Genomic DNA, 24152 nt, shown 5'->3' on the forward strand with positions numbered 1-24152 from the left:
ACAAATTTATTTTGAGGACTTATACTAAATTGCTTTAAAAATTATAACTAAAGAATAGTTTGTTAATTTAATACAAAAAAACTCAATGAAATCAACCGAAATAAAATATAATGTACAGCACCTAATTGATAACTTCTCGAAAGAAGAATTTGTCTTTGAATTATTGGTTGCCTACGGCATTTCTAAAACATCTGTAACACGACTTAAAAAAGGGGATTACAATTTATCAAAGGTTGATGGAGAGCTACTTTATAAAAAGAAAATTTTCTTTAAAGTTGAAAAGTCTGACAAACTGTTAAGTAGTATTGAAAAAATTTCTAATGAAGAGAGGATTTTAAAGCATCAGCCTAGATTTATTATTGTTACTGATTATAAGCAATTAGTGGCTAAGGATTTAAAAGTAAATAAACTTCCTTTAGACATAAAACTAACTGAGTTACCTAACTATTTTGATTTCTTTTTGCCACTGGCAGGTAGCGAAGTTTACAATGCCTCCAACAACAATGAAGCCGACAGAAATGCTTCGTACAAAATGGCTTCTTTGTATGATTTATTGATTGAAGAAAACCCAACGATTTACAATTCAAAGTCCAGCATACACAATCTTAATATTTTCCTATCTCGTTTGTTATTTTGCTTCTTTGCTGAGGATACTGAGATATTTGAGCAAGACAGTATTTTTACAAACACTTTAGCCCAACATACAGCAGAAAACGGAAAAGATACGCATACTTTTTTAGATGAATTATTTGACCGACTAAATAAGGCGGACACTGAGCTTGCCGAAGTGCCTGACTTTTTAGCCAAATTCCCTTATGTAAATGGTGGCTTGTTCGGTCAAAAAATAAATTCACCTGTATTTAATTTCAAAGCAAGAAAGACATTACTTGAACTTGGCGATTTAAATTGGAAAGACATCAACCCGGATATTTTTGGGTCAATGATACAGGCGGTAGTAATTCCTGAATACAGAAGTGATTTAGGAATGCACTACACTTCTGTAGAAAACATAAAAAAACTGATAAAGCCTTTGTTTTTGGATGAATTATATGAAGCCTATGAAAATGCTAACACAATAAGCCAATTAAGATCACTTATCAAAAGAATTTCAAAAATCAAATTCTTTGACCCTGCTTGTGGTAGTGGCAATTTCTTAATTATCACTTACAAGGAAATTCGTTTATTAGAAATTAAGATTTTAGAAAAAATCACCGATTTAGAAGGCAATGCCCCAACCATCAAATGGACTTCTATACAACTCTCTCAATTTTACGGTATTGAGATAGATGATTTTGCCCACGAAATGGCAATACTCTCGCTTTGGTTGGCAGAACACCAAATGAACAAAGTATTTGAAGAACGCTTGTTTGATTACGGAAAATCAAAACCCATACTGCCTTTAAAAGAAGCGGGACAAATAACACAAGGGAATGCCACGAGAAGAAATTGGAATGAAGTATGCCCCATTACCGAAAAGGACGAAGTGTATGTAATTGGTAATCCACCTTATTTAGGAGCTCGTTTGCAAGATGCTGAACAGAAAAAAGATATGAAAATTGTATTCAATGGAAAGAATGGATACAACAATATGGATTATATCTCTTGTTGGTTCTTCAAAGCAAAGGACTATATAAAAGAATTTAATGCTAAATGTGCTTTTGTTACCACTAACTCAATCTGCCAAGGCGAACAAGTGGCTTTAATGTGGCCTACTATTCTTTCTGATAAGATTGAAATTGATTTTGCTTATCAATCATTTAAATGGACTAACAACGCCAAAGGTAATGCAGGTGTGACGGTAATTATTCTTGCTTTGAGAAATGTAAGTGATGAACCAAAATATCTGTTTATTGATAATTTTAAAAAATTAGCAAAAAACATTAATCCTTATTTAACAGACGCAACCAATATTATAGTAACAGGAAGAAGTAAACCACTTTCAAAATTTCCTGAAATAAGTTTTGGAAATATGGCTAATGATGGAGGTTATCTTTTATTAAGTGAAGAAGAAAAAGAAGAGCTAATAAATCAAAATCAAACTTCAGAAAAATTCATTAAACCATTTTTTGGAAGTTCAGAATATATAAGAGGTAATAAAAGGTTTTGTCTTTGGATTAAAAATGATCAATTAAAAGAAGCATACAAAATACCTGAAATTGCAAAAAGAATTGATAAAGTTGAAATTCACAGACTTAATAGTAATCGAAAAGCAACTCAAATATTAGCGGAAAACCCTAATCTTTTTGGAGAAATAAGGCATCAAAATTCAGATTCTTTATTGATACCAAGACACACTTCCGAAACAAGAGATTATATCCCAATTGGTTTTTTTGATTCAGAAACAATTATTGCGGACTCTGCAATGGCAATCTACCACGCTCAACCTTGGCTATTCGGAGTAGTAACCTCTCGTATGCATATGGTTTGGGTTAGAAATGTGGGTGGTAAATTAAAAACAGATTATCGCTATTCGGCAAAACTCTGCTATAACACTTTCCCCTTTCCAGACATCAACACCAAACAAAAGGAAAATTTAAACCTCTATGTTTTTGCCATTTTAGATGAGCGAGCCAAACACCCCAGCAAAACAATGGCACAATTATACAATCCAACCACAATGCCCAAAGGTTTGCTACAAGCCCATCAAGAGTTAGATACTGCCATAGAGCAATGTTACCGCTTGCAACCTTTTAAAAACGATACCGAACGCTTGGAGTATTTGTTTAAGCAATATGAAGAGATGTTGCAGAAGGACACGCTGTTTGCAAAAGTTAAAAAAACGAAGAAGAAATGAGTAAAAAGAAAGTTAATAAAGATAATGTATCAATTATTCGATCTTCCACAGCCGAGTATTTAACCTTTATTGCAGCAACAGGAGAAGGCGGTGTAGAAGCCATTTATGCTGATGAAAACATTTGGCTATCGCAAAAAATGATGGGAACGCTCTACAGCGTGAATGTAAGAACTGTTAACGAACATCTTAAAAAAATATTTAACGACAATGAATTACAAGAAGATTCAGTTATCCGGAAATTCCGGATAACTGCCTCTGATGGGAAAAACTACAACACACAGCATTATAATCTATCAGCTATTATTGCGGTAGGTTACAAAGTAAATTCTGAACGAGCCGTACAATTCAGAAAATGGGCAACACAAATTGTACAGGAGTTTACCATAAAAGGGTTTGCTATGGATGATGAGCGTCTAAAAAATGACGGCACTATTCTCGGTAAAAAATACTTTGATGAGCAACTTCAACGAATTAGGGAAATTCGCTTAAGTGAACGAAAATTTTATCAAAAAATCACTGATATTTACAGTACAGCCATTGATTATGATGTTACGGCAAATGCAACCAAACGTTTTTTTGCAACCGTACAAAATAAACTGCATTGGGCAATACACGGACAAACAGCGGCAGAAATAATTGTAAATAGAGCTGACCACCAAAAAGACAACATGGGCTTAACCTCTTGGCAAGATGCTCCGAAAGGTAAAATTCAAAAATTTGATGTGAGCGTAGCTAAAAACTATTTGTCCGAAAATGAAATGCAACAGCTTCAACGTTTAGTATCTGCATATTTAGATATTGCAGAAGATATGGCCATTCGTCAAATCCCAATGACTATGGAAGATTGGGAAAATCGTTTAAACAAATTTATAGCAGCTACCGACAGAGAGATATTACAAAATGCAGGCAAAGTAACTGCTGAAATTGCCAAAGCTCACTCAGAAAGTGAATTTGAAAAGTATAGAATTATACAAGATAGATTATTTGAAAGTGATTTTGATAAAATCATCAAAAATCAACTTCCGCCTAAAAAAGACTAAAAGATGCCAAATTTAGTACACGTAACATACAAACAAACAGGAAAAAGCAAAAGCACAAATGCCTTAGGAATGCGGGAAATGCAAGAAAAGGCATATGAAGGCAGGTCTGCACAATATTTATTGCTAAAAGCACCTCCAGCATCTGGTAAATCAAGGGCATTAATGTTTATTGCTTTAGATAAGTTAAAAAACCAAGGCATTAAAAAAGTAATAGTTGCCGTTCCTGAAAAATCTATTGGAGCATCTTTTGGGGCAACGGAACTTAAGGAATATGGCTTTTTTGCCGATTGGAATCCAAATCCAAAATATAATCTCTGTACACCAGGCGAAGAGAAGAGTAAAGTAACGGCATTTTTAAACTTTTTGGAATCTGACGAACAAATTTTGGTTTGTACACACGCTACATTACGTTTTGCTTTTGATGGTTTGGGTGTAAAAAAGTTGGACGATACTTTGGTAGCTATTGATGAATTTCACCACGTATCAGCAGAAGGCGACAATATATTAGGGCAAGTGCTAAAAAGCATTATGAAGAACTCAACCGCGCATATTGTAGCTATGACGGGCTCTTATTTTAGAGGAGATAACGTGCCTGTTTTGATGCCGGAAGATGAAGCAAAATTTACAAAAGTAACTTATTCTTATTACCAACAATTAAACGGCTACGAGTATTTAAAATCATTGGGCATTGGCTATCATTTTTATACAGGTAGGTATTTTAAAAAGAATCCTGAAACAGGAATATCTGCATTGGCAGAAATCATAGATGAAAACCAAAAAACGATCATTCACATACCCAGTGTCAACTCAGCTGAATCTTCAAAAGAAAAATACGAAGAAGTCAATCATATCATTGATGTTTTGGGGGAGCTAGAGTTCCAAGATGAAAAAACAGGCGTTTTGCATATTAAAAGCCACAAAACAGGCAAGATTTTGAAAGTAGCAGATTTAGTAAACGACAACCCAAGATCAAGAGATAAAATAAGTGCATATTTACGTGAAGTAAAATCAGTAGACGATATTGATATAATCATTGCATTAGGAATGGCGAAAGAAGGCTTTGATTGGCCTTATTGTCAACACGCTTTAACCATTGGCTACAGAGGTTCGCTAACGGAAATTATTCAGATAATCGGTAGGGCTACACGAGACAGCAATAATAAAATTCACGCACAATTCACAAACCTAATTGCTCAACCGGATGCACAAGATGATGATGTAAAACTTTCTGTAAATAATATGCTAAAAGCCATAACCGCTTCTTTACTAATGGAACAAGTTTTGGCTCCAAACTTCAAATTCAAATTAAAAAAAGACGAAGAGGATGAAGACGAAGAAGATGATAATACAATTAAAATTAGAGGTTTTAAATTACCTACTTCTCAAAGAGCTAAAGACATCATTGAAACAGATTTGAATGATTTAAAAGCAAAATTGTTGCAAGACCCTCAAATGCTTAAAGCTATGCCAGGCAATGTTGAGCCAGAAGTCATAAATACAGTTTTAATTCCTAAAATCATCCGAGAAATATATCCCGATTTAAGTGATGATGATGTAGAAGCTGTTAGACAACATGTAGTAGTCGATTCTGTAATAAAAAACAGTACCATTGAAGAACAAGGTGACATGAAGTTTATAAGAATGGCAGGCAGTTTTGTAAATATTGATAACATCCATATTGACCTTATAGATAGAATAAATCCATTTCAAAAAGCATTTGAAATCTTATCAAAATCGGTTACAACTCAAGTATTAAAACTAATTGACGAACATATTCAATCAACCAAAATTGAAATGACCGAAGAAGAAGCTGTAATTCAATGGTCTAAAGCTAAAGAATGGAAACAGCGAACAGGAGATTTCCCAAATATTAATTCGTTTGATCAAAAAGAGAAACGAATGGCTGAAGCGATACTATTTTTGAAAGAGTTACAAAGAAAAAGAAGTTTAAATGAGCAGTAAATTTAACATAAATGACGTTTTTAACGATCCTGAATTCAATTCAATTGAATACAATAAAAAGACTTCATTAGTTAAAACTGATAAGGAAAGATTAATTGATAAATTTGAAGAAATCAACATTTTTATCGATAAGAATGGCAGAGAACCATCACGTTCGAGTATGTCTGAATATCAATTGGTTGGTACATTGAAAAATTTCAGAGAAAATGAAGAACAAAAACAAATCCTTAAGCCTTATGACAGGCATAATTTATTAGGTCACGTAAAAATAACTAAGCCATCTATTGAAGATATTTTTGATGATAAAGATTTTAAAGAGCTAAACGAATCGAGTGATTTAGATATATTCAAATTCAATCACACACCAAGGCCAGAGGAAAGAGCCGAGGCTGATTTTGTTGCCCAACGTAAACCATTAAAAGAAAAAGAGTTTGAGAAATATGAATTGATGTTTCAAAAAGTTCATAAAGAAATTAAAGAAGGGAAAAGAAAGATTTTGCCATTTACGAACATTGAAAAAAACTTGCATGTTGGTGACTTTTATATAATGGATGGCATACTACTTTATTTGGAATCAGCGAATTTGAAAAAAGAAGAATGGGAGCAAAAATCAGGAAATAGAGTAAGAGTTGAAGGTAGAACAAGAACCATTTTCGAAAATGGCACTTACAGTAATATGCTCTATCGCTCTTTAGGCAAACAAATTCAAAAAAACGGAAAATTAATTACCAATACTTATGAGAAAATCGAACAAGATTTGTTTGTGAATACTGGGCTTGTAAAGGAAGAAGATATACAATCAGGTTGGATTTATGTATTAAAATCAAAATCAACTAACTCACAAATTGTAAATATTCAAGACTTATACAAAGTTGGTTTTGCAAGTAATTCCGTAGATGAAAGAATAAAAAATGCTAAGCACGAAGCTACCTATTTGTTTGCAGACGTTCAGAAAGTAGCGACATATAAAGTTTATAACAGAAACGCCGACAAATTAGAAAGCCTTTTACATAGATTTTTTGCCAATGCTTGTTTAGATATTGATTTATTTAATGAAAAAGGACAAAGACTAAATCCGAGAGAATGGTTTGTTGTTCCTTTTGACATAATCGAAGAAACAATCCAATTGATTTTAAATGAAAATATTGTGCATTACGAATACGACCCTTTGACAAAAAAAATTAAATTGAAATAACACAAAAATAATTTTTGCTAAAATTACTTCATCAAAGATTTCCTTTAAACAAAAAGCAATGACCCCAACGCAGGCCGAAGCAAGGATCGCTGAACTGACTCAGCAAATCAATCATTATAATTACCTCTATTATCAAGAAGATAAATCAGAAATATCAGATTTTGAATTTGATAAATTGTTAGAAGAATTGATTCATTTGGAAACTGAATTTCCTCAATTTTTGAAGGAAGATAGTCCTAGTCAGCGTGTCGGTGGTACGATTACTAAGGAGTTTGAAACTGCAGTTCATGAAACTCGCATGCTTTCCTTGGGCAACACCTACTCAGAGGAAGAACTTTTGGCATTTGATGAACGTGTCGCCAAAGGTCTTGAGCATAGAAATTTTGAGTATTTCTGTGAATTGAAATTTGACGGTGTTGCCATCAGTCTTGTTTATGAAAATGGAAAGTTATCAAGAGCTGTAACAAGAGGTGATGGCACAAGAGGTGATGTGGTTACAGAAAATATTAGAACAATAAGGAATATACCTTTGTCCGTTTTAGGTAGTAATATTCCTGAGAGATTTGAAGTTCGTGGTGAAATTTTTCTCCCAAGAAAAGAATTCGAAAAAATCAATACCGAAAGGTTAGCCAATGGAGAAGCACTTCTTGCAAACCCTAGAAATGCTGCTTCTGGGACAGTTAAAATGCAAGATAGTGCTGTTGTAGCCAAAAGGAGATTGAACTGCTATTTCTATCAATTGATCACAGATGATGAGGGGATTCAGCATCATGATCAGGCAATGACTATTTTAGAAAATTGGGGCTTCAATGTCTCTCCTACTTATGAAAAATGTAAATCGATTCAAGATGTTTTGGTTTTCATCGAAAAATGGAGAGAAAAAAGACACCAATTACCGCTAGATACAGATGGTGTGGTTTTGAAAGTCAATAGCTATGAACAAAGAATTGAATTGGGGTTTACAGCTAAAATTCCTCGTTGGGCTATCGCTTACAAATACCAAGCGGAGAGTGCAGAAAGTCAGCTACTTTCTATTACCTATCAAGTTGGTCGAACTGGTGCCATAACTCCGGTTGCAAATTTAACACCTGTCCAACTTGCAGGCACTACAGTAAAAAGAGCCTCTCTCCACAATGCAAACGAGATTGAGCGATTAGGATTACATGAAGGAGACACGGTATTTGTAGAAAAGGGTGGAGAAATTATTCCAAAGATTACTGCTGTTGCAATTGAAAAGCGAAAAAGTAATGCAAAAGCTATACAATATATTTCTACATGTCCTGAATGCGGATCATTATTAGAAAGAAAAGAAAGCGAAGCCAAGCATTATTGTCCAAATTCACAGAGCTGCCCTCCACAACTTCTTGGAAGGATCGAGCATTTTGTCCATAAAAGAGCAATGGATATAGACTCTTTGGGTACAGAGAGAATTCGTGCGCTGATCGATCAGGGGTATATCATTGACTTTGCAGATATATATGAACTAGAATTGAAGAAAGATGCACTGTTGGGATTGGAACTGAATCAAGATCAGTATCAAAAAACAGATGAAGGCATGCTATACATTGCACTTCATAAAGCATTGTTTTCATTAACAGAAGGAATTCCTCTTTCTTCAATTGTCAAATTTCTCGATGAAAACAAATCTAAAGCTCTTGGAGAAATCCTTAAAAGCTTCAAGGATTTTGTCAGAGAAAGCAAAAAGAAAGTTGCACAAAATATAGGCACCATTCAGCTTCTAGAGAACTTGCTTCTATCCTACCCTTTTCCCAAAATAGAAGATTATTTACCTGTTCCAATTGTACTTTCACTTCTAATTGGAAAGCAGGTAGGAATGAGTAAATTGAAAGAAGTAGCTTCTCGGAAAAGTACCCTTCATGGTATCATGCTTGAATTAAATATTGATTTAACTCAAGATCAAGAAGATAAAATCAAAAAACTCAAATCCAACACTTTCCAGGAAGGCGTGATTAGCAATATGCTGGAAGGAATCAAAGTTTCTAAATCTCAGCCTTTTGAAAAGGTTTTATTTGCTTTGGGAATTCGAAATATTGGAGAAAATACAGCTCAAATTTTAGCAAAAGCTTTCAAAAATATAGAAACTCTGAAGAATGCAAATAGTGAAAAATTACTTGAGATCAATGGAATTGGAGAGACCTTGGTGAATAGTCTTCATGAATTCTTTGCAGACAAAGAGAATCTCACAATCATAGATAGGCTAAAAGCACATGGTTTAAATTTTGAAATCGAAGAAGTAGAGCGAGTTTTGGAAAGCAATAAACTTGAAGGGATGAAAATTCTAGCTTCTGGAAAATTGAACCATTTCAAACGAGATGAAATTATAGATTTTATTGAAAGCAATGGAGGTCAATACATCAAATCTGTATCTAAAAATATCGACTTTATCATTGAAGGTGAAGATATGGGGCCAAGTAAAAAGGAAAAAGCAGTGAAACTTGGTGTGAAGTTGATTTCAGAAGAAGAGTTTATGATTATGGTAGGAAAAGAAATCTAAATATGGAGTTAATAAAAAGTTACTTTATCAAAAATCACCTTCAAAAGATTTCAAAAACAAAACAGGATAAAATCATCATACCAAATGAGATTTCATCTATTGCCATCATTGCAAATACTGAAGAAGAATTAAAAAGCTGTGAGGAAAGCCTTGCAGTGAACTTCGGTGAATCGGTAGAAATCTCCATTTATTACTTCTCAAAAAAAGACGAAGAATTTGGAATATCCTCCAAGGATTTCAACCTATTTGGTCAACCAAAAGAAAGAATTAAAAGGTTTTTAGAAAAAAAAGTAGATTTTATTTTGACACCTTCTTTAAACCTTAATCCTTATTTACTTTATTTGTTGCTCCATTCAAAAACTGGATTGAGAGTTGGATTTTGGTCACTTGAAAACAAAGAATTTCTAGATTTGATGTTAGATCAAAAAGAAAATAGTCTTAAAGAAAATATCCAAAATTTATTGGATTACTTGATAAAAATAAAAGCAGCATGTTAAACTTATTTGGTACAGGAGTAGCGTTGATCACCCCAATGAATGAAGATTTCAGCATTGATTTCATTGGTTTAGAAAAGTTGATCAATCATGTGATTGAAGGTGGTGCTGATTATTTGGTAGTGCAAGGCACCACTGGAGAATCAGCCACGATGACCAAAGAAGAGAAAAAACAAGTCTTGGCTGCTGCGATCAAAATCAATTCCAATAGATTGCCAATCGTCTATGGACTTGGAGGAAACAACACGACTGCAGTATTGGGAGAAATCAAGCAAACAGATTTCAGTGGTGTCGATGCAATCCTTTCTGTTTGTCCTTATTACAACAAACCTTCCCAAGCTGGAATCATTGCGCACTACTATGCCATCGCTGATGCAAGTCCTGTTCCAGTAGTGTTATACAATGTTCCTGGGAGAACGGTGACCAATATGACAGCTGCTACAACTTTGACCTTAGCGGATCATCCAAATATCATTGCGATGAAGGAAGCGAGCGGGAATTTAGAGCAGTGCATGACTATAGCAGCTCAAATGACAAAAGATTTCCTCTTGATCTCTGGAGATGATATGTTGACCACTGCTTTGCGCGCTATAGGTGGATCAGGTGTGATTTCTGTTTTAGCTAATGCCTATCCTTCAGTTTTCAAAACGATTTGCCATGGTAGCTTAGAAGAATCCCGAAATGCAACCTTTAGCTTACTCGATATCAATCCTTTGATGTATGAAGAAAGCAATCCAGTTGGTTTGAAATATTTGTTAAAGGAAATGAATATTTGTGGTGATGCCGTAAGGCTTCCATTAGTAAAGGCTTCAGAAAATCTCAGTAAAAAAATAAAAGCAGCAATGATTTAATCAATTCGCTAGATTAAAATCTTCTGAAATTCGAGATAGAATATCTTGATTCTTCTAGAATTGCAGAAAAACTCTTTTTAAGTAAATTTCTATCATGCAGCAGGCAATTTCACTTTTAGAACTCAATCAAATCATTCGAGATTCTCTTGAGAATAACTTATCACCAAGTTATTGGGTAATAGCAGAAATTGGAGAACTAAAGCTGGCTGCTGCTGGCCATGCATATTTGGAGTTGGTAGAAAAGAATGGTAATCAAGTAAAAGCAAAAATCAGAGCAAACATTTGGCAATATTCTTTTAGAACTATTGCAGGAAGATTTCAAGCAATTACTGGAAAAGAATTGAGAGCCGGCATGAAGGTGCTGGCACTTGCAACAGTAACATTTCATGAACTTTATGGAATCAGCTTGACTATCAAAGACATTGATCCAAATTATACTTTAGGAGAAAGAGCAAGGATTCGTCAGGAAATTATCGATAGACTCAGACAAGAAGGAATGATGGATCTCAACAAGCGCTTTGAGTTGCCTTCAGTCCCGCAGCGTGTTGCGGTTATAAGCAGTCAAACTGCTGCTGGATATGGAGATTTTGTCGAACAATTACAATCCAACCGATATGGTTATCAAGTGCATTTCAAACTTTTCCCAGCGACATTGCAAGGCTCTGAAGCTGCTAAAACAATGATAAAAGCTCTTGAGCAAATAGAAGATGATGCCCAAAAAACAGGATATGATATGGTCATCATCATCCGTGGTGGTGGGGCACAAATGGACTTGGACTGTTTTGATGATTATGATTTATCATTAGCCATTGCAAAATTTCCTATTGCAATTCTCACAGGAATAGGTCATGAAAGAGATGAAACTATTGCGGATTTGGTAGCACATACCAAGGTCAAAACTCCAACTGCAGCGGCTGAATTTATACTTTCTGGATTTTTGAGTTTTGAAGAAGGACTCTTAACTTCTATCAAAAAAATCGAAAAACAAGTTTCCCAAAAAATACTATGGGAAGATAGAATACTAAGTGATTTCACCTCCAAACTAAAGAATTTTAGTTCTCAAAAAATCAGTTTGGAAAAGCAGTCATTTGCTACAAAAGAAAAACAAATTCAAAATTTAGCTTTGAATAAGGTGAAGTTGGAGCATTTTCAATTAGAGAAGCTTTCTGAAAGCTTGCAAAAAGATCTCAAAAGTACAATTCAGAAGGAAAATCAAAATTTAGATTCTTTGGAAAAAGCCATCAAGAACCTTGACCCTCTATCAATTTTTGAAAAAGGATATTCAAGATCTGAAATAGATGGGAAACCAATTCATTCGACTAAAGTAAATGTAGGAATGGAAATGGTCACTATATCAAAGAATAGAAAAATCAAAAGTACAATTCAAGAAATTTCAGAATATGGAAAATGAAAATTTGAGTTACGATAAAGCTCTGGCAAGAATAGAAGAAATCGTAAATAAACTAGAAGCCGGCGAAGAAGGCATCGATCAATTATCAGAAATGGTCAAGGAAGCTGCAAAACTTGTTAGTTTTTGCAGAAATAAACTTCGAATGACTGAAGCTGAAATCAAAGAAGCTTTTGAAGATTAGTTTTAAATGACTATCCGCAGGCTCATTTGTGATCAATATAGATCTTGGTGTGCATGCGGACAATCATTATTAGTCCATTTATTATCAGTGCTTTAAATGAAATAAATCAATCATGTTTCCTTGGCTAGTGGCAATGAAAGCAAATAGAAATAATCTTCAAAAGCACTTTCTCAAATTTTTTATGAAGAATGCAGCATCAAAAATTTCCTTTCAATACTAACCATTAAGTTTTGATTGATACCTGGAACTCTTATGATAAAGTAGTCTTTGTTTCCTTTATTGACACATTCACCTACCATACCTTCCAATGCACCACCGACGATCTTAACTTGTTCCCCGGGTTCTATTTCAGAATTATCAGTTTCGACAGCTACACCTGTTTCAAGAATTCTTTTTATAGTATTGATTTCTTCCTGTCTTACAGTTGCATGTTCTCCAGCAAAATGAACAAACTTAACTGCTCCTGGAACTTGTAGAGTATTCCAAAGCTCTGATTTAGTAGTTTTTACAAAAAGGTAACCATTAAAAAGGGCTTTTTGAACTTTCTTTTTTCTGTCACTCCATTGTCTCAATTCTTCTACCATAGGAAGAAAAACTTCTAATCCTTTTTCTTCTAATCTTTGAGCTACTTTTTTTTCTGCTCGTGATGTGGTGTAGAGTACAAACCAATTTAATTCTCCCATAATGCGTATTTAATACAAAAATGTAAAATTAAAAACCCTTGAGATAATATCCCAAGGGTTTAAACATTTAAAACCATCAACCTTCATTAATCATGCTATTTCAATCTACGAATCAACATGTTTAATTTGTCTGCCAACAAATACATGACAGGCACGATTACTAACGTCAAGAAGGTCGCAAAGGTTAACCCAAATATTACTGTCCAAGCCATTGGTCCCCAAAAGGTCGCATTGTCTCCTCCAATGTAAAACTGTGGATCAAAATCTGTCAACATGGTCGCAAAATTGATATTCATTCCTATTGCCAATGGTATCAATCCAAGAACTGTTGTGATCGCTGTAAGCAACACTGGTCTTAACCTTGTTTTTCCTCCTTGAATTATACTGTCCAATAATTCCTCCATTGACAAAAATTCGTCCTCTTTCAAATTCAATTCTTCCCTTCTTCTTTCTCTAACCAGATTGGTATAATCTATCAAAACAATGGCATTGTTCACTACGACACCCGCCAAAGAAATAATCCCAATACCAGTCATAATCACAACAAAATCCATATTAAAAATCACAAGCCCTAGGAATACCCCAATAGTACTCAAGACTACGGATGCCATGATAATAAAAGGAGTCGTCACGGAGTTAAACTGTGCCACTATGATCAAGAATATCACAGATATTGCGATAAACAAAGCGCGCATCAAGAAAGCCGTCGATTTGGCTTGCTCTTCCTGTTCTCCTGTAAATTTCACTGTGATACCTTCACTCGTTTCATAGTTTGCTGTCAATTCTTTGAGTTTATCATTGATCTCTGTAGGATTATATCCGTCTGTTACATTGGAGAAAATTGAAATCACTTTATTCAAATCTTTTCTCTTTACAGAACCATAAGTCGATCCATATTCTAATGTAGCCACTGCAGAAATTGGTACTTCTTTTTGATTACCGAATTTATCTCTAAAGTTGATTTTCTTATTGATCAATGAAGACAAATCGTAACGGTATTCATCTTTCAATCTCAATTGAATCGGATAATCCTCTTCTCCATCTTTAAATTTAGAAACTTCAAGACCGAAGAGCGCTGTTCTCAATTCATTGGCAATAGAAGAGGTAGAAAGGCCAAATCTTCTTGCTTTTTCTCTGTCAATATTCAAGACAACTTCAGGACTTCCTAGTTCCAAATCAGTCTTCAATTCTTCGATACCTGGAATATTAGCAGATATCAAATATTCCCTATACTTACCAACATAAGCGATCAACTCCTCAAAATTCTCTCCACTGACTTCGATATTCACTGCTTTGCCCACCGGAGGACCATTTCTTTGTTTATCTACGGTAAATAACACGCCAGGATATTTCTCCACCAAGTCTCTGATATCTTCCATGACTTGATTGGTATTGATTCCATTACGATATTGAATTTCCACAAAACTGATGGTGATTTTTGCTTTATGCGGCGTATTTGCAATACTTGGACCTTCAGACTCATCACCTGTGCCTTCACCAACTTGAGTGATGACTGACTCTATGATATCAGAATAAGGTTCCAATACATTCATCAAATCATCTTCCATTGATTTTACAAAATCGTTGGTCGCTTCTGTATCTGTTCCAATAGGATTCTCCACGAAGACATTGACCAATGCTGGTTCATTGTCTGGAAAAAACAAGATTTTTGGAGATCTCACAAATAACAACCCAATAGAGAGGATTAAAACTAAATTTATCCCTCCAAAAAACAGATAGGGTTTCCAGCCTTTCAAGGCATACGATAGTGTTGCTTCATAGGCATTTTCTAGTTTAACAAGAAACACATTCTGAAACCATCTGATAGCTTTTCTTAAAACAAAAACATTGAAAATAGTCAAAATAGCTGCTATCATAGATAAATTCCCCATTGCTATCCATCCAAACATATAAGACAGAATTCCAATCACCATTAGGAAAAGAGCGATTAACAATGGTTTTTTTCTAGATTTGACTGTATCAACATCTTGAACTTTCATATACAAAGAAGTCAATACAGGATTCACAACCAATGCAACAAAAAGTGATGATGATAACACAATTATTAGCGTGATTGGCAGGTATTTCATAAACTCCCCAATCAGATCGTCCCAAAATGCTAAAGGAAGAAATGCTGCGAGCGTAGTCGCCGTAGAAGTGATAATAGGCCAAGCTACTTCTCCTACACCTTCTTTCGCAGCGATTATTGGTGACTTACCCTCTTGCATCAGACGGTAGATATTCTCTACCACCACAATGCCATTGTCAACTAACATACCCAAAGCCAAAATCAAGGCAAACAGAACCATCAAGTTCAAGGTAATCCCAAATGCATTTAGTATTAGAAAAGAAATAAACATCGATAGTGGAATGGCAATCCCCACAAAAAGTGCATTTCTAAAACCTAAGAAAAACATTAGGACTAAAATCACAAGAATAACTCCAAAAATGATACTATTTTCTAGATCATTTACCTGAGACCTTGTTTGTTTAGACTGATCGTTTGTAATGCTGATTTCTAAATCTGCTGGAAATCGGTTAGCTTTTGCATTTTCTAACAAAACTTTGATCTTATCAGATGCATCAAGCAAGTTTTCACCACTTCGTTTGATCACATTGACAGTAACTACTGGAAGCTTGTTACTTCTTGCGTAACTTGTTCGTTCCTCGTAAGTATCTTTTACATCAGCGACGTCTCGAAGGTAAACAATCCTATTATTTTCTGTTTTGATGATGATGTCTAGGATTTCTTCTGCTTTTTTAAATTCACCCGTAACCCTTAGAGCTCTTCTAAAATCTCCTGCAAGAACATTTCCGCCTGATATTGTCACATTTTCCTGACCAATTGCTTCTGAAATATCGGAGAAAGAGACTCCTAATGCTTCCATCTTGAAAATATCTGCATCAACTCTAATTTCTCTTTCAATCACCCCTCTTAATTCAGCTTTGGAAATTTCAGGAAGCTTTTCAATTTCATCTTCTAAATACTCTCCATACTTTTTTAATTCTTCTTCTGTATAATTCCCAGAAATGTTCACATTCATGATAGGGAAATCAGAAGTGTTCACTTCTATCACATCTGGATCTTGATCAAGGTCATTAGGCAATTCACTTTTTGATTTATCTACCGCATCCTTGACATCTTGGATAGCTTTGGAAATTTCTATACCTGGATTGAATTCTACTACAATGGAGGAAAAATCCTGCACTGAAGTAGATTTGATATCTTTGATATTATTAATTCCTTTTAGCTCTTTTTCGATTGGCCTAGTAATCAAATTCTCCATATCCACAGGTGAATTCCCTGGATAGGCAGTTCCTACATAGACTGTAGGAATTACAATCTCTGGAAAACTTTCTTTAGGCATAGTTTTATATGCCAAGATTCCCAAAGCTGTAATGATAAATACCAATATTACTATCGAAGTCTGATTATCGACAGATAGGGAACTGATCCCAAACTGCCTGATGATTCCTTTTTTCTTTTCTTCTTGATTTGACATAAGAAAATTATTGGGCAATGTTTACACTAAAATTATCTCCTATCTCACGGAAACCTTTATCTACCAATATTTCAGAACCATCGAGACCTTCCAGCACTTCTGTGATTTCTTGGTAAACTTTTCCTCTGGTAATGTATTTTTTCTTGCTAAGACCATTTTCTACAACAAAAATATAATCCCCTTTACTGTCTTGTAGGATAAGGTAGTTTGGAACTGTGATGGCATTCTTATTTTCATAATCTTTGATCTTCATCACCGATATCATATTTGGCTTTACATATTCGAGATTAGGAAGAACAACCTCAACTTTAAATGTCCTGTTGTTTGGGTTGATAATCGCTCCAATAGCAGAAACTTTTGTTTTCAAAGTTTTATTTATTGAAGGAAAAGAAACTACAACAGAATCGCCTCTATTTACAATTCCCACATACCTTTCAGAAACATCAGATTCAATAAATAAATCACTTTCTCCCACAAATTGGAACATGGGCGTTCCTGGCTGAACCAACTCTCCCAAACGAACATTTACTGTTTCCACAGTACCATTAAATGGTGCTCTAACTTTCGTTCTGCTAAGTTGTGTTTTCAAACCTGCCATGGATTTTTCAAGAGACTCTTTTCTATTTTTGGTCTCTAGATATTGAATCTCTGTTCCGATTTGCTGTTTCCATAATCGCTCCTGTTTTTCAAAAACAATCACGGCAAGTTCCAACTGCTTTTCTAGCTCCTCAATGTTCCTTTGAATGGATTCTGCATCTATAACAGCAAGGATATCGCCTTTTGAAACTCGCATTCCTTCTACTGCTGTGATTTCTTGAATTCTGCCAGAAACCTCCCCAGAGATATTGACATTCTTCTTAGATAAAACAGCACCTGTAACTTCCACAAAATGTTGGAAAACCTCTTTTTTAGGTGTTGTAGTGGAAATCAAAACAGACTTCCTGTTCAATTTCCCAAATTCTGGGTCAAGAGCTGAAATTTCCTTTTCAAGCGTCTCAATAGAAACTCTGAGCTCAGATGCTTGAGTTTTTAGTTCATCTAATTCAGCTTTTTTAACTGACAATTCATCTTCTTTAGCACAAGAAAACATCAAGGCTGCTAAAGGAAGGATCAAAAATTTTGAATATGATTTCATATAGATTTTTTATACAATTTTCTAGTTCGAATTATTATAAGATTCCAAGTGCTTTTTCTAAATCAACTTTAGCAATCAAAGCATCATACAAAGCAGAGAAGTAATTGGTTTCTGCTTCTTTCAATGCAGAATCTGCTTCTACTACTTCTAGGTTTGAGCCTACTCCTTCTTGATATTTAATTTTGGTCATTTCGAATACTTCCAAAGCTAATTCTCTATTTTCTTCTTGTACATTTAGAGTTCTGATGGCATTTCGAAGCGTGATATTCGCTTGATATCTTTCCAATTCAATATTCTCTTCTAAGAAATATTTTTGGTTTTCAAGTTGCATAATCTGAACCCTGTTTTGTTGAACTTTATAACTTTTTCTCAATCCATCAAAAATTGGGATATTTAGTCTTACGCCCGCAAAAGAAGATGAAAACCATCTATCAGAATCTAAAACTGTTTCAAACCTTTGGGCACCGGTAACTCGCTGAAAAGTCCCAAAAGCAGAAATGTTGGGCATATACTGAACCTGATTGTTTTTTAAATCCAATTTTGCCAATTCAAGATTGGTTTCCAATTGGTCAACCTCTACCCTTTTGTAGCCATTATTGCTTAAAAGTGACTCTAGCTCTTCTACAGAATTAATATCGGATATTTCCTGATTAAGTGAAATCTCCATTTCGATAGGCATTCCCATCTGAACTTTTAAAAGTTGCTTACTGATTTCCTCAGCTGCCTGCACTTTATCAAATTCTGATTGAAGATTATTGAGCTGAACTTTAACTCTACTGACATCCAGTTTTTCTACAAACCCCTCCGCATATAAAGCTTCTGTCTCTTCCAACAATTGCTTAATTCTGTCAAGATTCGCCGAAACTAGTTCTTTTCTCTCCTTATTGATTAGAACAGTAAAAAATGCCTTTTTGATAGACTCAATGATATCATTTTCTGTTTTTTCTTTGTCAAATTCAGTAAGCGACTTTAAAGTCTTCGCTGCTTTCAAACCAACAAAGTAAGACCCATTGAAAATCATTTGTTCAACAGAAATTGACAAAGATGATTGATAGTTTACTGCAAAAGGAATTACAGTAATATCATCAGGACTATTAACTCCTGTACCTGGACCATCATCTCCGTTTCCACCTCCAAGGGCACCTCCTGCTTCTGCTGGCAATATGATTAATGGTAGCTGTAAGTTCTTAGTCATTTCAACTGTACTGTTGATTTGAGGAAGTCCAGTAGCTCTATTTTCTCCAATAATACCTTTTGAAATTAGTATTTCAAGCTGTGCATTTTTTGCATCCACATTATTCTCTAAAGCATACTTTATGCTTTCATCTAAAGTCAGCTGAACAACCTCCTGCCCAAATGAATATTGGTACAGTGGAAAGCTGAATAGCATCAAGAAAACCATTTTCATTATTGATTTCTTCATTGTATTAATTTTGGCTGTTTTTCTTATTTAAATAAGTTTCTTTTCCTTTTTCTGTAAAAATCCCATAAAGGAAATGCTCGAACATTTCTAAATGTAAATCTCCCATATTGTACTTTGACGCAGGAAATTTGATCGGATCAAATAAACTTATCATTTGCTCCATTCGCATCAAGGCAATTATTTCAGGATCGATTTCTGGTCTGAAATAGCCCTCTTGGATTCCCTTCTCCAATAAAGTGACGATATCTTGATATATACACTTGCTTTTGAAATCCTCAAACAATTGCCAACATTGGGGATAATAACGCTGAATCTCATTCATAACCAAAGGATTCATTTCGCTAAAACGCTTCCGAATGTAATTCGATAAGCCAATTAGATGCTCAATGATCCCATCATTGAGCTGAGGTAAACGCTTCATCATCAATTCATCTTCATGAAGTGCTGATTGAAAAGTATCCAAAACCAAGTGATTCTTATCTGTGAATTCTTGATAGATGGTTTTCTTTGAAACTCCTGCCAAGCGAGCGATATCATCCATCGTAACTGACCTTATGCCATAATGCATAAATTGATCAATTGCGGTAACGATAATTTTTTCTCTTGTATCCAAATTCTTCTAAATTTGTGACAAAACTCAGGAAACTATTTGAAAGCTCAAAGTTTCTCAGGTTTTTTACAAAAACTTTATTCATGTAAAGCGTAAAATAAGATCTATAAAATTTATATTATTCGTTTTTAATACACTTTATAAAAATTATCTTTTGAGAATTATAAAGGCAAAAGACATTCAACTCATTTCGCATCAAAAAATAAAACAATGGACTTTTTAAATACCAGCTTCGGGAAATTAGCTTATCAAAAACATGGTAAGGGCAACGACGTGTACCTCCTATTTCATGGGTTTGGTCAAAACATGAAAGCATTTGATACTTTTTTAACTCTAAGGAAAGAAACTCAAACTTATTTAATATTTGATATTTTTTATCATGGACAGAGCAGTTGGAAGTCCATCAACTATAAACTAACCAAAGATATTTGGAAGGAAATCATAATTCAGCTGATGCTGGAGGAAGGATTTGAAAAGTTTCACCTAATTGGCTATAGTATGGGTGGGAAGTTTTCTCTTGCCACTTATGAACTCTTTCCAAAGCAAGTTCAATCTCTCCTCCTCATGGCTCCTGATGGAATCAAAACAGGATTTTGGTATAATATGGCGACTTTTCCTGGAATACTCAATCGGGTTTTTAGGCATGTGGTATTTCATCCAGAACGATTTTTCAAAACAATGAAAATGCTTAAGAAGGTGGGGATTTTACAGAAAAGCTTGATCAAGTTCGTAAAATCTCAAATGAAAACCCGCACGATGCGTGCACAGGTCTATTTTACTTGGATAGTTTTCAAACCGCTACAGCCCTCTTTGGGAAAAATCATCCAATCTCTCAGAGAAAATCAAACTCCCATAACCTTAGTAACTGGTAAATTTGACAAAATGGTCACAACAGAAAATCTGAAGAAATTCACTACCAAAATTCCACATATTAAAATTGTGGAATTGGAAAGTGGCCACAATTCATTAATTGAGGATACAAAAAACTATTATTTCGAAAAAGGTTTCTAGCTTTCAAGACTATACCAGGAGTTTGACATAGATAAGTTAGCTTCAATTTTTCTTTCCATATTTCCGAGAAAAATTGAAATACCAAAGATTATAAGATCATGTTTCGAAACAGAGATAAAACCAGAACCCACAAACATAACATGCAAATTGCTATGCTGCTTTCTTTGGTAGCTGGCTTTATTAATGTAGCTGGCTTTATTTCCGTTGGTGTGTTGACAACCAATGTCACGGGACATTTTGCATTTATGGTAAATGACGTGGTTGAAAGTCACTTCTCAGAAGGCTTAATTTATGGCTTTTATGTAATTAGCTTTTTCCTCGGGGCATTCAGTGCGAATCTCCTTGTGGAGTTGATGTTCATCAAAAATGAAAGATTTATTTATAGTGTTCCGCTAGGACTGGAAATCTTACTTATTTCTATAGTTGCTTTTTTCGGACACGATATTGAATTTGGGTTCCAAACATGGATTGCGATAATTTTACTATTTGCTATGGGAATGCAAAACTCTTTGGTAACCAAAATTTCAAAAGCAGTTGTAAGGACGACTCACTTGACCGGGTTATTTACCGACTTAGGTATTGAATTGTCACAGTTGTTTTTTGTGAAAAGTTTAGAAAATAGGTCAAAACTGAAATCCACCATTTTGTTAAGGCTAACGATCATTGTTTTCTTTTTCCTCGGTGGTATTTTTGCTGGTTTCATTTTCCCTGTTTTACATTTTAAATCATTGTATCTAATGGCTATACTTTTAGCGTTTGCCCTGATCTACGATAATTTGAAATATACTTTTCTCAAATGGAAACTAAATATTAGAAGACATTATTTACGCAAGGAATAAAATCTACCAAATAATTTTACTGAGTCCATGTTTCTCTAAATAGTCATTGGCTTGAGTGAAATGCCCACAACCTATAAACCCTCGATGTGCAGAAAGTGGACTTGGATGTGGTGCATGAAGTTTCAAATGTTTGGATTCGTCGATAAATGCAGCTTTTTTCTGAGCATAAGCTCCCCAGAGCATAAATACAATGTTGGATTTTTGAGTAGCTAGATTTTGAATCACAGCATCTGTAAATTCCTCCCAGCCTTTTTTCTGATGCGATCCTGCTTGTGAAGCGCGTACAGTTAGTGTTGCATTTAAAAGCAAAACACCCTGATCTGCCCATCGGGTAAGATTCCCATTTGCTGGCATGGATTGATCTAAATCTCTGTTGATTTCTTTGAAAATATTGAGCAAACTCGGAGGAAATGGGATACCTTCCCTAACAGAAAAAGACAAACCATGTGCTTGTCCTGGACCATGATAGGGATCTTGCCCTAAAATCACCACTTTGCCCTTATCAAAAGGACAGTGAGCGAAAGCATTGAAAATCTCTTTGCCTTTGGGAAATATTTCCTGCGTAGCATATTCATCTTTTATAAACTGGGTGAGTTGAGCAAAATAAGGCTTATCAAATTCATCTTTTAAAACTGATTTCCAGCTATCTTCTATTTTTACATCCATTATGTCAATTTTCCGTTGTGATTTGATTAGAATATTTTAGATTTGTTTGGTATAAATTCAAATTGAATTCAAATATGGTCAGTGCGATTACAGAAGGCGTCAAAGTGAGTGTGGAAGTTACCTATCAACCTGAATTTTCCAGTCCACATCAGCAACATTTTGTTTTTACTTACAAAGTAAATATAGAAAATAACAGTGCGCATACGATACAATTGATGCGAAGAAAGTGGGAAATTTTTGACGCAGGGGATGAATTCAAAATTGTAGAAGGTGATGGCGTAGTCGGACAGCAGCCAATTTTGGAGCCTGGACAATCTCATCAGTACATCTCAGGTTGTAATCTTAAATCAGGTTTAGGAAAAATGCGTGGATCATACATAATGGAAAAAATCAAAGATGGTAAGATTTTTCAGGTCAACATTCCAGAATTTCAAATGATCTCTCAAATTTTCGATAATTAATTTGAAGAAAAGTATTTATCCATTCTTTTCTTACCTCCGATATTGGTTTCTACAGGAAGATCACTATTCGCTGCAATCGCCTTTCATCTATCGCATTTATACTGACCTGATCTCCAATTTTTTAGAAAAAAAAGCAGCTGATCTTGACTTGGAAGAAATCAGGAAATTTCTCTTGAGAGATAAAGAAATTTTAAAAATTTCTGATCACGGTGCGGGTTCAAAAAAACTAGAAAGTCAATTTCGGAAAACTGCTAAAGTAACAAAATACAGTACTACAGGCAGGAAGTTCTCACAACTTTATCAATATTTCTGTTCACTTACACCAGCAGAAAAAGTCTTGGAACTTGGGACATGTGTAGGAATTAACACTAGATATTTAAGTAGAGTAACAGCGGGAACACTTTATACTTTTGAAGGGTCAGAAGCTTTATATCAAAAAGCGCAAGCATTCTCTATTGAAGAGAATACTCAATATATTCTGGGAGATATTAGAAATTCCTTGCCCATTATTTTAAGTAAGATTGAAAAAGTTGATTTTATACTGATTGATGCAACACATAATTATACAGGAACAACGACATACTTCAATCAAATACTACCTTTCCTTCATCAATCAAGCATAGTCGCAATTGCAGATATTCATTGGTCCAAAGAAATGGATCTAGCATGGAATGAAATCAAAAAACATCCTAAGGTTCGATTAAGTCTTGATTTCTATGAGTGTGGAGTCTTGTTTTTCGATGAAAAAATCACTTCAGGAGAGTATATTTTAAAAATCTAAAAGCTTTATTTCTTAATTATTTTTATAAACACCTCTGAGCCTAAACGTGGAGGAATAGAATTGTAACATGGCTCCATTTTTTTGATCTCAAATAAATTAGAGAAATAGGATCGATACTCTTCTACACTTCCGCCAAATGGAGGGTTATCATTTCCAAATTCCCTATTGAAAAGTACACCAGCAAGTTGACCGTCTTGAACTAGGAGTTCGTGAATTTTATCTGCATAATCTTTTCTTAACTCTACAGGAAGCGCACAGAAAAAAGTCTGTTCCAATATCAAGTCATATTTACCTTGATGGTCAAAAAAGTTTTCATGATGAACCTGACTTTTAGGGAAATCAGGATATTTCTCTAGAAAATTATCCAATGGAACTTTGGAAATATCTAAAATATGCAAATTTTTGAATCCTGATGCATAAGCATAAGCTGCCTCATAAGCATTGCCTGCACCTGGGATCAAAACCCTCAAGTCTTTGTTTACAAGTTGGTCTAAAAATTGCTTAATGGGGAAAGTAACTTGCCCTACATCCCAACCGATTAAATTTTGCTTGTATCGCGAGGTCCAGTATTGTTCGTTCAGTGAAAGAGTCATTATT

20 protein-coding genes are annotated in these 24152 nt (G+C 34.7%); 13 read left to right on the forward strand and 7 right to left on the reverse strand.

The features are described from left to right. Positions 1-85 precede the first annotated feature (85 nt). The 9 genes from BELBA_RS15300 to xseB all read left to right on the forward strand — a co-directional run bounded on the left by BELBA_RS15300 (position 86) and on the right by xseB (position 12443). Positions 86-2794 (forward strand): class I SAM-dependent DNA methyltransferase, encoded by a 2709-nt coding sequence (locus tag BELBA_RS15300; RefSeq protein WP_014773588.1) that lies wholly within the window; start codon positions 86-88, stop codon positions 2792-2794. Beyond that, positions 2791-3834, forward strand: coding sequence for a virulence RhuM family protein (locus BELBA_RS15305; RefSeq protein ID WP_014773589.1), 1044 nt, complete (start codon positions 2791-2793; stop codon positions 3832-3834). Before BELBA_RS15300 ends, BELBA_RS15305 begins: the two co-directional genes overlap by 4 nt. 3 nt (positions 3835-3837) lie before the next feature. Next, positions 3838-5796 carry a DEAD/DEAH box helicase gene (locus BELBA_RS15310; protein ID WP_014773590.1) on the forward strand — a complete coding sequence of 653 codons (1959 nt, stop codon included), beginning with the start codon at positions 3838-3840 and terminating at the stop codon, positions 5794-5796. Beyond that, a complete protein-coding gene (locus BELBA_RS15315) occupies positions 5786-6991 on the forward strand; it encodes a GIY-YIG nuclease family protein (protein ID WP_014773591.1) in 1206 nt (401 codons plus the stop codon). Before BELBA_RS15310 ends, BELBA_RS15315 begins: the two co-directional genes overlap by 11 nt. Before the next feature lie 58 nt (positions 6992-7049). Continuing rightward, positions 7050-9506 (forward strand): NAD-dependent DNA ligase LigA, encoded by a 2457-nt coding sequence (gene ligA, locus BELBA_RS15320; RefSeq protein ID WP_014773592.1) that lies wholly within the window; start codon positions 7050-7052, stop codon positions 9504-9506. Positions 9507-9508: 2 nt separating this feature from the next. Then, the gene (locus BELBA_RS15325) at positions 9509-10003 is read left to right on the forward strand and encodes a DUF6913 domain-containing protein (RefSeq protein WP_014773593.1); all 495 of its coding nucleotides are present in this window, start codon (positions 9509-9511) and stop codon (positions 10001-10003) included. After that, a complete protein-coding gene (dapA, locus tag BELBA_RS15330) occupies positions 9997-10851 on the forward strand; it encodes a 4-hydroxy-tetrahydrodipicolinate synthase (protein WP_014773594.1) in 855 nt (284 codons plus the stop codon). The genes BELBA_RS15325 and dapA overlap by 7 nt, the downstream gene beginning before the upstream one ends. A gap of 94 nt (positions 10852-10945) precedes the next feature. Beyond that, positions 10946-12262 carry an exodeoxyribonuclease VII large subunit gene (xseA, locus tag BELBA_RS15335; RefSeq protein WP_014773595.1) on the forward strand — a complete coding sequence of 439 codons (1317 nt, stop codon included), beginning with the start codon at positions 10946-10948 and terminating at the stop codon, positions 12260-12262. Further along, positions 12252-12443 (forward strand): exodeoxyribonuclease VII small subunit, encoded by a 192-nt coding sequence (xseB, locus tag BELBA_RS15340; RefSeq protein WP_014773596.1) that lies wholly within the window; start codon positions 12252-12254, stop codon positions 12441-12443. The genes xseA and xseB overlap by 11 nt, the downstream gene beginning before the upstream one ends. Before the next feature lie 179 nt (positions 12444-12622). Here the strand turns inward: xseB and BELBA_RS15345 are convergent, their stop codons facing one another. The 5 genes from BELBA_RS15345 to BELBA_RS15365 all read right to left on the reverse strand — a co-directional run bounded on the left by BELBA_RS15345 (position 12623) and on the right by BELBA_RS15365 (position 19800). Continuing rightward, entirely contained in the window at positions 12623-13126 is a 504-nt protein-coding gene (locus BELBA_RS15345; protein WP_014773597.1) for a UpxY family transcription antiterminator, read from the reverse strand. 95 nt (positions 13127-13221) lie between these two features. Then, on the reverse strand, positions 13222-16629 hold the full coding sequence (locus BELBA_RS15350) for an efflux RND transporter permease subunit (protein ID WP_014773598.1): 3408 nt from the start codon (positions 16627-16629) through the stop codon (positions 13222-13224). Between the two features lie 7 nt (positions 16630-16636). Further along, on the reverse strand, positions 16637-17764 hold the full coding sequence (locus tag BELBA_RS15355; protein WP_014773599.1) for an efflux RND transporter periplasmic adaptor subunit: 1128 nt from the start codon (positions 17762-17764) through the stop codon (positions 16637-16639). Positions 17765-17798: 34 nt separating this feature from the next. Beyond that, on the reverse strand, positions 17799-19166 hold the full coding sequence (locus BELBA_RS15360; protein WP_014773600.1) for a TolC family protein: 1368 nt from the start codon (positions 19164-19166) through the stop codon (positions 17799-17801). A gap of 25 nt (positions 19167-19191) precedes the next feature. After that, the gene (locus BELBA_RS15365) at positions 19192-19800 is read right to left on the reverse strand and encodes a TetR/AcrR family transcriptional regulator (RefSeq protein ID WP_014773601.1); all 609 of its coding nucleotides are present in this window, start codon (positions 19798-19800) and stop codon (positions 19192-19194) included. A gap of 207 nt (positions 19801-20007) precedes the next feature. Between BELBA_RS15365 and BELBA_RS15370 the strand changes: the two genes are divergently transcribed. Together BELBA_RS15370 and BELBA_RS15375 are read left to right on the forward strand one after the other, a co-directional pair. Continuing rightward, complete coding sequence (locus tag BELBA_RS15370) at positions 20008-20808, forward strand: alpha/beta fold hydrolase (protein WP_014773602.1); 801 nt, start codon at positions 20008-20010, stop codon at positions 20806-20808. A gap of 98 nt (positions 20809-20906) precedes the next feature. Continuing rightward, a complete protein-coding gene (locus BELBA_RS15375; RefSeq protein ID WP_014773603.1) occupies positions 20907-21647 on the forward strand; it encodes a YoaK family protein in 741 nt (246 codons plus the stop codon). A gap of 3 nt (positions 21648-21650) precedes the next feature. Here BELBA_RS15375 and ung read toward each other — a convergent pair whose 3' ends face one another. Next, positions 21651-22313 carry a uracil-DNA glycosylase gene (gene ung / locus BELBA_RS15380; protein WP_014773604.1) on the reverse strand — a complete coding sequence of 221 codons (663 nt, stop codon included), beginning with the start codon at positions 22311-22313 and terminating at the stop codon, positions 21651-21653. A 74-nt stretch (positions 22314-22387) separates the two neighbouring features. Between ung and apaG the strand changes: the two genes are divergently transcribed. Both apaG and BELBA_RS15390 read left to right on the forward strand, forming a co-directional pair. Next, the gene (apaG, locus tag BELBA_RS15385) at positions 22388-22774 is read left to right on the forward strand and encodes a Co2+/Mg2+ efflux protein ApaG (protein ID WP_014773605.1); all 387 of its coding nucleotides are present in this window, start codon (positions 22388-22390) and stop codon (positions 22772-22774) included. 1 nt (position 22775) lies between these two features. Beyond that, positions 22776-23555: an O-methyltransferase gene (locus tag BELBA_RS15390; protein WP_014773606.1), complete on the forward strand. Its 780-nt coding sequence runs from the start codon at positions 22776-22778 to the stop codon at positions 23553-23555. Between the two features lie 5 nt (positions 23556-23560). On the opposite strand, the gene BELBA_RS15395 is transcribed toward BELBA_RS15390, so the two are convergent. Beyond that, positions 23561-24148, reverse strand: coding sequence for a class I SAM-dependent methyltransferase (locus tag BELBA_RS15395; RefSeq protein ID WP_014773607.1), 588 nt, complete (start codon positions 24146-24148; stop codon positions 23561-23563). Between the last annotated feature and the right edge of the window lie 4 nt (positions 24149-24152).

The organism is Belliella baltica DSM 15883 (assembly GCF_000265405.1).
In the GTDB taxonomy this organism is placed as follows: Bacteria; Bacteroidota; Bacteroidia; order Cytophagales; family Cyclobacteriaceae; genus Belliella; species Belliella baltica.